Below are 12847 nucleotides of genomic sequence, written 5' to 3'. Positions count from 1 at the left end.
TGTGAGATCTACTATCTTGTATAAGTTCGATTGGTTCAACTAACACCCAGTAGGGATGAAAAAGATCCTACTGGGTGAATTTTTGTAGAATTGAAAACCCCTTGCTATGCGAGGGGTTCTAAAAAGCTTTTAGCTATGGACAATAAAAAAACCCCGGTCGTACAATGGAGTGAGGTCTAGCCAACCGACTCTGTACGAAAGGGGATCCAAATGGATAATAAAAGTTTAGCACATACAACATGGAATTGTAAGTATCACATTGTTTTTGCACCAAAATATAGAAGACAAATTATATATGGAAAGATAAGAGCAGATGTAGGGAAAATATTACGCCAATTATGTGACAGAAAAGGCGTTGAAATAATAGAAGCAGAGGCTTGTCCTGACCATATTCATATGTTGGTAAGTATTCCACCAAAATTAAGTGTTTCATCCTTTATGGGATATTTAAAAGGAAAAAGTAGTTTAATGATTTTTGACCGACACGCAAACTTAAAATATAAGTATAGCAATCGGAAGTTTTGGTGTCGAGGATTCTATGTAGATACAGTAGGCCGGAATAGGAAAGTGATTCAAGAGTATATAAAAAATCAATTACAGGAAGATATTTTGGAGGATCAAATGACGATGAAAGAATTCATTGATCCTTTCACAGGTGAGGAAATAAAACCTAAAAAGAGGAAATAATAGAACCACTTTAGTGGTAGTGTGAGAACGGAGTGCGGTTGGCGGATCTTTCAGTATGTCTTTAGACATGGGCCAGTACCCCAGCGTTTCACGCGCAGAGCAAACCACCAGTTATACTGGTGGTTTTGATTACTTTATCAAAGAAATGAACTATTTTGTGATGTGAAATTGGATAATCAATGCATGTGTTAAAATATAAACCTAATTTGATTGATAAATGGTAAAATGAAAAGAACAGAAAGTTAGTTTCAACCATCGATTATACATAAAGGAGACCACAATGGACGTTTTATTGTTTGGAGGCAGTGAATTTGTAGGAAGAGCTTATTTAGAAAAACTTATAGCTGAAGGTTTTACAGTTGATTTGGTCACTAGGGGTATTAAGCCAATTACCACAAAAGGGTACCGACATCACTTTAAATGCAATAGAAGAGATGCAGTTGCTTTAGAAAAGCACTTGAAACACCATACATATGACTATATTTTTGATATTTCAGCGTATACAATCGAAGACATCAAGCCAATAGTAAAAATTATGGATCGTTCAAGATTAAAACGCTATTTTTTTATGAGCACTGGTGGAGTCTATATACCGTCTACAGCCATTTTATCTGAGGATGCTCAGATTGGTTTCAACCCAAATTGGGGAAACTATGGGACTGAGAAAAGAGATGTAGAACGACTATTATTGCAAGCGCACAAACAAGAAAATCTTCCTATTTTAATATTCAGACCTACCTATATCTATGGAGAGGGAAATAATTTATATCGAGAATCTTATTTTTTTCAAAGGATTGAGGATCAATTACCAATACCATATCCCGATACAGGAAATGGACAAACCCAATTTATCCATATTGACGATTTAGTGATGATTACGCTTCAAGCAATGACAAATGAGGCAACGAATGGAGAAGTCTTTAACATAACAAATCCTCACATATATACTTGGCATGAACTAATGCAGGTGCTTCAAGATGTGACAAGTACAGAAGTATCAACGATTCAAGTTTCACAAAAAGATTTAGATTTTTTAGGTATCACTAGTAAAGCGTTTTTTCCATTTCGAGATATTACGTATCTATTAGATACGCAAAAATTGCAGGATTTTGGATTATCTATACCCACTATTTCTTTAAAAGAAGGTTTAGAAAGAGCTTATAGATGGTTTGGTTATCAGGAATTTGAAAGAAAGTATCATCAGTTCCCGCAATTAGAGAAAGTGATGATGTACAAAACAAATTAGAATAAGAAACAAGTATTTTATGAAAATAGTAAACATCTTTGGCATAGCAAGAAAATTCATTTATAATAGTACCAATTGTTGTGAATAGAGAAATGAGGGCTTGTATGTTTCAACCATTGGAAAAAGGCGATACAGTTGGTGTGTTTTCTCCTTCTAAACCAGCTTCGGTGATGGCTTTCGAACGCTATGTCAGAGGAAAAGAAAGACTTCAATCGCTGGGCTTAAAAGTAAAAGAAGGAATACTAACAGGAAAAGAAGATCATTATAGATCGGGTACGCCAAAAGAGCGAGCAGAAGAATTGAACGCATTACTTCTTGATCAAGAAGTAAAGATGATTATGCCATCTATGGGGGGGACAAACGCGAATAGTATTCTACCCTATATCGATTATGAAGCGTTTAGAAAAAATCCGAAAATGATCGTTGGTTTATCTGATGTGACGGCTATCTTATTAGCCCTATACAGGAAAACTGGAATTCCTGTTTTCTACGGTCCTTCCGTTGCCTCTACTTTAGGTGAATTTCCTCCATTAATCGATGATACCATGCACTATTTTCAAGAGATGTTTATGGAAAAACAGAAAACACCTTATATTGTACCAATGCCTGAACAATGGTCTGATGAGAAAGTAAATTGGCTAGAGAAAACAATTGAAAAGAAATTGTATAGGAATAAGTGGATTTGTGTGCAAAAGGGGATTGCACAAGGTAGACTAGTAGGTGGGAATGTAAACACGATGTATGGCACGATCGGTACTGAATATTTCCCAATCATTGAAGAGGGAGATCTTCTATTAATAGAAGATACAACTAAAACAGCTGCAATTGTTGAAAAAAATTTTGCGATGTTAAAACTACATGGCATTTTGGACAAGGTTTCCGGTATTATATTGGGGAAGCATGAGCAATATGATGATTTAGGAACAGGTAGGAAGCCATACGAAATTTTATTGGAACAACTTGATGGACGAGATATACCTATTTTAGCGGATTTTGATTCATGTCATACACATCCCTTGCATTCAATGCCATTGGGGCGGCAAGTCGAACTGAATGCGACAGAAAAGAAAGTGATATTAGTGGAAAATTGGTTTTGATTGGGAGTGGTTTTATGTACATAGGTGGTCAAAAAGATTTACAAGCTTTAGATCAATATACAATTGAGACATTAGGTCTGCCAGGGACTATTTTAATGGAAAATGCGGGATCAGCAGTTGTGGAAACATTATTGAAACATTATGAAGATGTTGAAGCAAAAATTGTCGTGTTGGCCGGTGCAGGAAACAATGGTGGGGATGGCTTTGTCATTGCAAGAAAACTTTATGATCGCGGTTTAAATGTTGAGCTTTGCTTACTGGTTGATGAGGAAAAGCTGAAAGGTGATGCTTTAACACACTTTACCATTTATCGAAATCGTGAATTACCTTATGCCCACTTAACAACAGAAAATTTCGAGAAACTTCGTGAAAAACTAAAATGTGCTACGATTATTGTAGATGCCATGCTTGGAACAGGTACTCAGGGCATGCTGAAAGAACCTTATCGTTCCGTCATTCAACTGGTCAATGAGTCTACAGCATTCGTTCTGTCTGTGGATATTCCATCGGGTGTACAAGCAGATGATGGGCTTGTAGAAGAATTTGCGGTAAAAGCTGATCAAACAGTTACATTTGTGATGCCGAAGAAGGGCTTCTTTTTGCAGGATGGACCTAAATACATTGGTGATTGGAAAGTGGTTGATATTTCAGTTCCCCCATCATCAGTCAAAAAGTTAAAACTTGAATTACCTCATTTAATCACAGATAGTGATGTTTTTGCACAGCTACCAAAACGACCTTCCAATGGGCATAAAGGAACATTTGGTCATGGCTTAGTCATAGGTGGTTCAAAGCCATATGTTGGTGCACCTATTTATTCCGCAAAAGCAGCCTTTCATTCAGGGATTGGCTTGGTTTCTTTAGCAATACCGGAAAGTAATTACGAAATTGCTGCTGTCCAACTTCCAGAAGCTCTATTTTTACCTTTAAAAGCAGAAGACGGACATTTTACACCGACAGCTCTGCATCAGGTAGACTTATCAAAATATAAAGCTGTTGCTTTTGGACCTGGTATTAGTCGATTCGCTGGTGGCGAAGAGTTCGTCCAAGGATTATTCAAACAACTTGACCGTCAGACGATAATCTTTGATGCAGATGGTCTCTACTTTTTGAGGAATCAAATGCATTTAGTCAAGGATTATAATGGTTCTGTAATCATTACTCCACATCCAGGAGAAATGGCTACAATGCTTGATAAAACTGTAAAAGAAGTTGAAACAAATAGATTGGAAATCGCCCAGCAATTTGCTGGAAAATATCATGTCTATGTTTTATTAAAGGGACATCGCACAATCATTGTAACCCCTGAAGGAAAGACTTGGATCAACCCACTTGGTCATGATGCATTGAGTAAGGGAGGCAGCGGTGATGTTTTGACAGGTGTGATATTATCATTATTATGTCAAGGCGCAACTCCAGAACAAGCTTTAGTTTGTGCGACTTTTTTACATGCAATGGCCGCAGAGAGTAAAGCGGAGGAGCTATCTCATTATGGTGTGACACCCAATACTGTCATCGAGGAAATTCCCAAAATTCTAAACAAGATGTTATAAGATGATGATGGCAACAATATTCTGTGCTGTTTGCGAAATTTGAAGATTGTTGTCCTTGAAAGGAGAATGAGCTTGCGAAATTTAGCATGGTACATATCTTTGGCCATTACATTTTTCGGTTTTATGATGATTGAATTTTATTTTACGCAAGAACCCTCTAAAAGTGCTCCACATGGAAATGATGCTTTTATACCGATTACAATTCTCATTCCCTTTTTGGTTTTAAGTCTATTGATTACCTGGACTGTGGGAAGAAAATATTTTGCTATCCGCCCTTTAAAGAGAGCGTGGGTATTTTTATTGATAACGATCTTTATTTTATTCGTAGGGATAACAGGCGAATATCAGCTCATTGAACGATCTTTACATGCTTTACACGGAAATTGGAATAATTCAGATTCCGTTATTTATGGAAAAGGAGCTTTTAATTTCTATACCAATAGCTGGTACTTTAACGAGAACAGCTTTTTGCTGATTCATCTCATGGCATTTTTATTGGGCTTTTTTGCACGAAATAAAGAGTGGCAAATGGATGAGGAAGATAAAAAGAGCATCGCTGAGGAGAAAACTGAAGGGTAATGGTTTTAATCAAGTTGCAAATGGACTTTGCGGTTATGAGTTTGTTTGTGACTTTATGTGATTAGCGGTTAGAATAAGTTGGAAAATTTCACTTTGATGGGTCATGTTATGAGTTGTTTCAATCCCAAGTTATGATGATATGAACTTAAGGAAGTTGTGAAATGGAAAATTATAATTATCGGCTTGACAATAGTAATCCTGAAGATACGGAAGATAAATATGAACTTCGAGCACAAGAAACTAAAAATAATTGGAATTGTATCACCTCATTTTTCCTTCAAAAAGGTCTGACTATCTCCTTTAAATATTGGAAAGAAGATGTTAGTGATTCAACGTCAAATTATTTCTTTTCAAGTTACGGTATCACAGAAATTATGCAACTTGAACGTCACTATAAGCTGTGCGCGGCTGAAGATGGGCTTATGCTTTTACATGTAGCGTTATCAAAGGAAGTAATTCAGTTTATTATTGAGAGTATGAAAGAAGAGCATGATTCGATTACACCATTTTTTCATTTTGATATTTATGATTATCAAGCTAAGTCCATTTTTACATCACAAGATAATGGCAATAATGTATTGATGTGTTTAAGCAAAGCTGAATTTCAACATTTGCTTTCATTCAATATAGCAAGACATCAGTTCATCAGGCTGCCTGAAAGAATCGATGATTAGAAAGAGAAAGAGGTGTATTTTAAATGTTACAGACAGAGAGATTGAAGCTTAGAGATTATAGGGATGCGGATCTACCTTTTTTGTCCTCTCTTTTAGCAGATGAGTGGATGATGAAGTATATAGGCAACGGGAAAACAAGAAATGCAGAAGAAGCTAGAGACTTTTTGAATTGGATTTATGCTTCATATGCGATTCATCAGGATTATGGTTTAAAAATAATTGAATGGAAAGAAGAAAGAAAACCGATTGGACATGCAGGGCTTGTACCTCAAGAGATTAAGGGAAAACAACGAATTGAAATTGGATACTGGATTGCTCCAGCATATTGGGGGAAAGGTTTCGCAACAGAAATTGCCCAAGCATTAAAAGAATATGGAGAAAATAACTTACAGTTGCATCAAATGATCGCTCTCATCCAAATGGGTAATCTAGCCTCACAAAAAGTAGCCATTCATATAGGAATGACGAAAGAAAGAGAAATTGAACGAAAAGGAAAAAGAGTGAATATATTTTCAACAGATGATAAGTTATTTTAAAATCAGGCGTGTTGATTAGGAAAAAAATAAGTGATAAATTGGACAAAATTCTAAAAAAACATGTATTTTTAGCTCCATTTATGTAGATTGGAGCGAAGGCTTGCTCGAGTCCTCGAAAATGCATGTGCATTTCCTTCGTGCGGTGTGGATTCAGGAAGTCAATTCAATGTCCCACGGGAAAAGCGAACAGTTGAGACCCCGCAGCGAAGCGATTAAGGAACGGAGTCTAAGGGCGCCACGTCCTGTGGCAACGACTCCGTGACCAACATCCTGTTGCCCCCAGCGTTCGCCCGTAGGAAAGCGAGCAAGCCGTAGCGGAAACCAGTGAATACCCTTATATTTTGTGAAGAAAATTGGATAATCAACAAGCTTGTTAAAATATAATAGAAGAAATTTTAAAATGGTTAAATACATGATGAGGTGTATTATATGAATATCAATATTTTTAATAAAAATGAGAAGCCTTATTTTCATATAGCTACTAATGAAAAAATATTTAATCAATTATATGAAGCTACGTGTAAAAATTTTAAGGATCACTCTAAAAAATTTGTCGCCATTATTGAAGGTAAAAAATGTCGCAACGAAAAGAAGTTATTTCAAGAATTGGCAAATAAGTTGAGCTTTCCTAATTACTTCGGCAATAATTGGGATGCCCTCAACGAATGTTTCAATGATTTAGAGTGGTTAGATTGTGAACAATATGTTCTATTTATCAATGATTTAGATGCAATGTTTAAAAACAAACAAGAGAATTTAAAGATATTTTTAGATATATTAGTAAATACAACGATCGAATGGAATGAGGGAAGAGAGTATGATCATTTTACAGCAGCACCCCTTCCTTTTCACATCGTTTTTTATAGTGAAAGTAAAGCCTCTCATGATTTGCTTTTAAGCCAAATACATCTGGAATCCATCATGTTTTTACAGGATTTTTAAGGTAATGGATCTATTCATCAAATTTGATGTTGTCGTTATTGATTTTTTGAGCCCATCTGTGCAGCATAGGCGATTTATGAATGTTGTTTGCCTTTTTGTTCTACTCATGTAGTCTTTTATACATATTGATTCCTGCAATTTTAAAGTCTAATGCTTCATATAATCTCATCGCTTTCTGATTTGTCCCAAAAACATGAAGTTTGAAATATAATATATCTCTTTCCTGAAGAATTTCTTCTATTTCTGACATGACCTGTGTACCTATTCCTTTTGCCCTATAGCGATCGAACAAATAGATTTCATATAAAAAAGCACTCCTTTTTTCATCTTCAATCTTTAACCACACATACCCACAAATCTCTTTTTCATGAACAATTTTATAGAATTCATGATATGAAGTTTTAAATCCGTTTGCCAGATAACCATCTAATAGATTTTTAGCACGAATTTTAGGGTCTTCTGCTATTTCGTAGGTATGACTAGATAAAGTTTCTGCATATCGCTTTTCTTTGTCAGTGATATAATCTTGAAAATCCGATTCATCCATTTTAACTAATAATGTCATTTTTGAATCCCTCACTTTTCCTCATCTGCCTGCTGTTATATAATAAAACTAACATAATATGAAAAACATGTATATTAAATATGAATAATAGCACTGTTACTGATGAAAATATCATTAATACTATTTTCAACATATCATGTAGCGTTTCTTATAGTATGTTTACGAGGAGGAGAATTTTTGAATTCCATTGCATGGATGATTGTCGGCTGTGAAATAATGTTTTGGATCGTGATTATTTTAGGTTTGGTGACGCGATATGTTTTGAATCTAAACAAATTAGGTATTTTTTTATTAGCTTTAACGCCTTTGATCGATTTAGCTTTATTGATTACAGCAGGGATCGATCTATACCATGGAGCGACTGCAACAGTAGCACATGCGATTGCAGCAGTGTATATTGGTGTTTCGATTGGGTTTGGAAAGAGTATGGTTAAATGGGCGGATGAGCGGTTCCTTTACTATGTAAAAAAAGATGGGATAAAACCCGGGCGTTTATATGGCTTAGACTATGCAAAACATTACTTAAAAGGTTTTGGCAAACACGTAGTATCATTTTTGATAGGAGCAGGCTTGTTAGTATTAGTCATTTTCTTAATCCATAACTCATCTCAAACGCAGGCTTTGCTAGATGTTTTAAGAATATGGGCAATTGTTTTAGGGGTTGACTTCATTTTTTCAATTTCTTACTTCATCTGGCCAAAACAGAGAAAAGTATAATTGAAACATCTATTAGGATGCTTTAGGAATTGGTTACGATTGACATTAATTCATGAAAGAAAAAGATGTATGATGGAAAGTTTTTGAGGAAAAAATAGGAATTTTATCAGATGAGGATTTGTCCAAAATACTGAGAATATTCAAATGGCGAAGATATAAGAACTGTTTATAGATCACTGAAAGATTAAATAATAATAATGTTTCAATAGTACCTATTGCATCAATTATAAGATCAATCTTTATAAGAAAAAGAACGATCTACTTATATGAAAAGCTTTTAAATTTTAAGGAAATCGAGGGTGATTTACTTGCAACATCGAAAGTTGAGAAGATCTGCAATAGATCGATCAATCGCTGGGGTTTGTGGAGGAATTGCGGAATATCTAAATTTACCATCATTTTGGGTTAGACTAGCATTTGTTTTAATTCCATTTTCTTTACTTCTATACATAATTCTTGCCAATATATTGCCCATCAGCCCCAAAATGCTTTATCCTGATTCAACGGGTATAAACAATCGTTGAATCAGAGGAACTCAGGCTAAAGGCGCAAAATCCTATGGCATTTTATCTGTGCGAAAGCGGAGAGTCAGCCACAATGATTGAAAACTTATATTGACACAAATTTTCAGCTAGCACGCATATCACGCAGCATTTTAATTAGGAGCATTTCAAGCAGGCTTGCAAGATCCAGACGCAATTACGCTGTGGTATAATTGATGAAGATTAACTTTTTTAAATAATTATAATAATGATTAGAATAGTGAAAAGGTTATACCACTATAAAGGGCATAGAATACTATTAAATCGGTATTCTATGCTTTTTTGGTATGTAAAGCTTTTGTGTCTCCTTTTTTCGATTGGTTCTATGGGTCTGAAATCTATATCTATAAATTAAATCTTAATGTACATAACATACTTTTCAAAGTTTATACTCTATTACTTTTGAGATAAACAAATTTTTGTTATTACGTAATTATTTAATTTTTACAAAACTATTCAAAGATTTATTGAGTACTTATTTTCAACTAAGAATCTACTCATGAGTTTTAGTACTCAAATCACTGTTTTGTAGATAGCGCTAAAATGGTGAATCGTAAAGAACAAAAAAGAAAAATTTTATATACCTGAAGACTTGACGTAGATACAAGGTTTGATAAAATTATAGTGCATTGGGTGCACTAGCTAAGAAAAAATTAAGATGAATATAGTCACATAAATGTAAACAGATTCCTATTTTTATATAGGAAAGAGAGGGTGATTATTTCTATATAAGTGATAAAATTGTATTATAAATATATTTATTATATTATAATCCTATTGGAGGAAAAATCTTTATGAACATAAGTAAAAAACTAAACTTGTCATTTTACGGAATCATTATTTTATTTATTATTTCGATTATTCTTAATTTTGTGAATTTAAAATCGATCGATGCTAATGTTGATGAGGCGCTCGATAACCGTGTGACACAAATCATGGTAGTGGATGAAATTCGTACGGATTTGGCGATGCAAGGACTTTACGCGAGAGCATCTATTATAGACCCAAATGAAGAAAATCGTCAAAATCTTGAAGAATACGCGAAAAATTTAGACTCTTCCATTGCACAATTACAAAAACTTATTCGAAGTCAAACCATGCAAGGATATTGGAAAACGATTAACACGGCAAATATTTCATTTAATAATGAAATGGCAACATTAAATACAGCTCTTGATCAAAAAGATAACAAAAAGGCTGCCGAAATTGTTAATGGTCCTTTAAAAGAAGCAAATGTAGCCATTTTAAATAGTTCGGAGAAAATGATAAATTATCAGCATAAACAATTAGATAATACCAAAAATAGTATTCAACATTCAATAAGTTCTTCTAATGTAACATCATTAATTAGTCTGCTGATCTCAATAGCCATTGGCGTTTTCCTCATTTTATTCATACGTCGAACTATTATTCGTCCATTGAACCTGCTTCATGATACAGCAAATATTATCGCTGATGGAGATTTAACAGTAGCGGATATTTCAATTAAAACAAAAGATGAAATAGGTGCGCTTGGGGCATCTTTCAACAAGATGAAAAATAGTTTACGAAATTTAATTGCGAAAGTATCTGAGAATATTGAGCACTCCACATCAGCTGCTGAAGAATTATCGGCAAGTACGGAAGAAGTAGCAAAGGCTTCTCAAGATGTTGCTGAAAAATTGGAATTAGTATCAAATGCTGCAACATCCTCTTCTGAAGTTGGAAAAGATACATCGGTTGCGGTAGAAGAAACAGCTAAAAGTGTACAATCTATTGCCCACTCCACACAGGAAGTACATCAGGAAGCAACTGAAGCACAAACAACGGCTGAACATGGCGGACAAACATTAAGTTCTACACATGAACAGTTGAAACGTATTCAAGAATCATCATATGATACGCGTACGCGTGTTCGTCAATTGGCAGAGCAATCTGAAAAAATCGGTGATATTACAAAGGTGATTACAGATATTACCGATCAAACTAATTTATTGGCATTGAATGCTGCGATTGAAGCAGCACGTGCAGGAGAACATGGTAAAGGTTTCGCTGTTGTAGCAGAAGAAGTGCGGAAATTGGCGGAACAATCTAGAGCGTCAGCAGACGAAATTGTAGAATTAACGAATAACATTCAAAATGATACAGAGGATGTAGAAAAATCGATTAATACCACAGTTGTCGATGTAGAAAGTGGTGTAACGTTAATTGAAGAAGCACAGCAAGCCTTTACACATATTTTAGATTCAGTAGATTCAATTACAGACCGTATTGAACAAGTGTCATCCGCAGCGCAAGAGGTATCTGCAGCAACCGAAGAAGTATCAGCCTCCGTTCAAGAAATGGCAAATGGGGCAAATAGTGCTGCTGGAGCCATTGAATCAGTAGCCGCAGCGACCGAGGAACAGGTAGCAACGATTCAAGAAATTAATTCAGTAACGAAAGAAATGACAGATCAAGCAGTCAAATTACAAAATCAAATACAAGAATTTAAAGTGTAAAATCATAGAGTTCTTTGTTTTTCTGATAATGTGTAAAATGTTTCAGTTCATCTTTTGAAATAAACTTATCTTTTATAATAGAGAGTCCTTTCTACTCATTATAATGAGTATGACAATCTGTTAATTGTTCATAAAAACCGTCTTTTTCTTTTATTTTGTATCAGTATTTACAAATATAAAAAAAGGCGGTTTTTTGTGTTCTTTAGAAAACGACAATCTCATTAAAAAATACACATGAATTTCTGTTTCAAAAACTACTGTCTTGGATAAAAATCAATTTTTTGTTATTAAATTGTTAGAGAATTGTAAAAAGTAGTCGAAAAGTAGGATGTATCGATGACTATTGTACTATAATGAATATACAAAAAAATAAGGGAGTGATCGTTATGGGGCGTAGATGTCTATTACTGATATTAATAGGTATATTGCTTTCATCTGGATGTGGCAGAGGGCAAGAAAGTCAGATTGATCATGTGTGTTTTTTGCAAGCAAAAAGTGCAGAAAATTGCAGAGAAATTTACATAGGCTTGCAGCTTTTCTTTTACATTAAATCCCAGTATCCGTTTTTACGGAGGATAAGGCATTTTTCAACCGGTAACTTTCCCCTGTGAACGCTATGACATGCGCGTGGTGAACTAGTCTGTCCACAAGGGCGGAAGTTAGACGGTTATCCCCAAAAACCCGATTCCACTGACCAAACTCCAAATTGGAGGTTACAATCACACTTTTATGCTCGTAACAGTCTGCAATAATGTGAAACAATAATTCCGATCCTTGCTTTTGAAAAGGAACGTATCCCAATTCATCCAGTATAAGCAAATCGCACTTCTCAATCTGTCGTTTTAATCTCTGCAAGGTGCCTTCTTTCATCGCTTCTTCTAATTGTCCCACCAAATCAGCCACCCTAAAGAAACGGACCTCAAATCCCAGTTCACATGCCTTCACACCTAAAGCCGTTCCTAGATGAGTTTTCCCAGTGCCTGGCGTTCCTAAAAGTAGAAGATTCTGTTTTTTCTTTATAAAACGGAGGTCACAGATTTCCTCTTTCGAGGTTGTTGCTGGTAAGTGCAGCTGGTCGGACCATTCATAATCCCTAAGCCATTTAAGCTCTCTAAATTTAGCCTTTTTTATCAGTCTAGCGATTTTGGTGGTTTGTCTGGAATTGACTTCAATCGATAGAATATCACGTAAAAACTGTTCTTTGCTTTCAAAAGGTATCTCCTCAAATT

General features: G+C 35.1%; 13 protein-coding genes. 11 read left to right on the top strand and 2 right to left on the bottom strand.

The features are described 5' to 3' along the window. Window positions 1-210: 210 nt before the first annotated feature. The 8 genes from tnpA to FEU33_RS07270 all read left to right on the top strand — a co-directional run bounded on the left by tnpA (window position 211) and on the right by FEU33_RS07270 (window position 7314). The gene (gene tnpA / locus FEU33_RS07305; protein ID WP_146548744.1) at window positions 211-687 is read left to right on the top strand and encodes an IS200/IS605 family transposase; all 477 of its coding nucleotides are present in this window, start codon (window positions 211-213) and stop codon (window positions 685-687) included. A 280-nt stretch (window positions 688-967) separates the two neighbouring features. Then, on the top strand, window positions 968-1933 hold the full coding sequence (locus FEU33_RS07300; protein WP_146548743.1) for an NAD-dependent epimerase/dehydratase family protein: 966 nt from the start codon (window positions 968-970) through the stop codon (window positions 1931-1933). 104 nt (window positions 1934-2037) lie between these two features. Continuing rightward, window positions 2038-3030, top strand: a complete 993-nt coding sequence (locus FEU33_RS07295) for a S66 family peptidase (protein WP_146548742.1) — start codon at window positions 2038-2040, stop codon at window positions 3028-3030. Between the two features lie 14 nt (window positions 3031-3044). Next, a complete protein-coding gene (locus FEU33_RS07290; RefSeq protein WP_186731346.1) occupies window positions 3045-4583 on the top strand; it encodes an NAD(P)H-hydrate dehydratase in 1539 nt (512 codons plus the stop codon). 72 nt (window positions 4584-4655) lie between these two features. After that, complete coding sequence (locus FEU33_RS07285) at window positions 4656-5162, top strand: hypothetical protein (RefSeq protein WP_146548740.1); 507 nt, start codon at window positions 4656-4658, stop codon at window positions 5160-5162. 161 nt (window positions 5163-5323) lie between these two features. After that, window positions 5324-5836 (top strand): hypothetical protein, encoded by a 513-nt coding sequence (locus tag FEU33_RS07280; RefSeq protein ID WP_146548739.1) that lies wholly within the window; start codon window positions 5324-5326, stop codon window positions 5834-5836. Between the two features lie 23 nt (window positions 5837-5859). Beyond that, window positions 5860-6372 (top strand): GNAT family N-acetyltransferase, encoded by a 513-nt coding sequence (locus FEU33_RS07275; RefSeq protein WP_146548738.1) that lies wholly within the window; start codon window positions 5860-5862, stop codon window positions 6370-6372. 429 nt (window positions 6373-6801) lie between these two features. Beyond that, a complete protein-coding gene (locus tag FEU33_RS07270) occupies window positions 6802-7314 on the top strand; it encodes a barstar family protein (RefSeq protein ID WP_146548737.1) in 513 nt (170 codons plus the stop codon). A 100-nt stretch (window positions 7315-7414) separates the two neighbouring features. Here the strand turns inward: FEU33_RS07270 and FEU33_RS07265 are convergent, their stop codons facing one another. Continuing rightward, the gene (locus FEU33_RS07265) at window positions 7415-7879 is read right to left on the bottom strand and encodes a GNAT family N-acetyltransferase (RefSeq protein WP_146548736.1); all 465 of its coding nucleotides are present in this window, start codon (window positions 7877-7879) and stop codon (window positions 7415-7417) included. Window positions 7880-8056: 177 nt separating this feature from the next. Here FEU33_RS07265 and FEU33_RS07260 point away from each other — a divergent pair, with 177 nt between their 5' ends. The 3 genes from FEU33_RS07260 to FEU33_RS07250 all read left to right on the top strand — a co-directional run bounded on the left by FEU33_RS07260 (window position 8057) and on the right by FEU33_RS07250 (window position 11618). Further along, entirely contained in the window at window positions 8057-8596 is a 540-nt protein-coding gene (locus FEU33_RS07260) for a hypothetical protein (protein ID WP_146548735.1), read from the top strand. Between the two features lie 299 nt (window positions 8597-8895). After that, the gene (locus tag FEU33_RS07255; protein WP_312755295.1) at window positions 8896-9120 is read left to right on the top strand and encodes a PspC domain-containing protein; all 225 of its coding nucleotides are present in this window, start codon (window positions 8896-8898) and stop codon (window positions 9118-9120) included. A gap of 812 nt (window positions 9121-9932) precedes the next feature. Continuing rightward, window positions 9933-11618: a methyl-accepting chemotaxis protein gene (locus tag FEU33_RS07250; protein WP_146548733.1), complete on the top strand. Its 1686-nt coding sequence runs from the start codon at window positions 9933-9935 to the stop codon at window positions 11616-11618. A gap of 546 nt (window positions 11619-12164) precedes the next feature. Here FEU33_RS07250 and istB read toward each other — a convergent pair. Beyond that, on the bottom strand, window positions 12165-12847 hold a 683-nt coding region (istB, locus tag FEU33_RS07245), incomplete at its 5' end, for an IS21-like element helper ATPase IstB (RefSeq protein WP_146549929.1).

It is taken from the genome of Rummeliibacillus suwonensis (assembly GCF_007896435.1).
GTDB lineage: Bacteria > Bacillota > Bacilli > Bacillales_A > Planococcaceae > Rummeliibacillus > Rummeliibacillus suwonensis.
The sequence above is the reverse complement of the archived record's forward strand: the minus strand, read 5'-3'. Positions and strand labels throughout refer to the sequence as shown.

Excerpts from the sequence above, each read along its gene's own strand:
- tnpA (WP_146548744.1), top strand. The coding sequence starts at position 211 with ATGGATAATAAAAGTTTAGCACATACAACATGGAATTGTAAGTATCAC.
- FEU33_RS07300 (WP_146548743.1), top strand. The coding sequence starts at position 968 with ATGGACGTTTTATTGTTTGGAGGCAGTGAATTTGTAGGAAGAGCTTAT.
- FEU33_RS07295 (WP_146548742.1), top strand. The coding sequence starts at position 2,038 with ATGTTTCAACCATTGGAAAAAGGCGATACAGTTGGTGTGTTTTCTCCT.
- FEU33_RS07290 (WP_186731346.1), top strand. The coding sequence starts at position 3,045 with ATGTACATAGGTGGTCAAAAAGATTTACAAGCTTTAGATCAATATACA.
- FEU33_RS07280 (WP_146548739.1), top strand. The coding sequence starts at position 5,324 with ATGGAAAATTATAATTATCGGCTTGACAATAGTAATCCTGAAGATACG.
- FEU33_RS07275 (WP_146548738.1), top strand. The coding sequence starts at position 5,860 with ATGTTACAGACAGAGAGATTGAAGCTTAGAGATTATAGGGATGCGGAT.
- FEU33_RS07270 (WP_146548737.1), top strand. The coding sequence starts at position 6,802 with ATGAATATCAATATTTTTAATAAAAATGAGAAGCCTTATTTTCATATA.
- FEU33_RS07265 (WP_146548736.1), bottom strand. The coding sequence starts at position 7,879 with ATGACATTATTAGTTAAAATGGATGAATCGGATTTTCAAGATTATATC.
- FEU33_RS07250 (WP_146548733.1), top strand. The coding sequence starts at position 9,933 with ATGAACATAAGTAAAAAACTAAACTTGTCATTTTACGGAATCATTATT.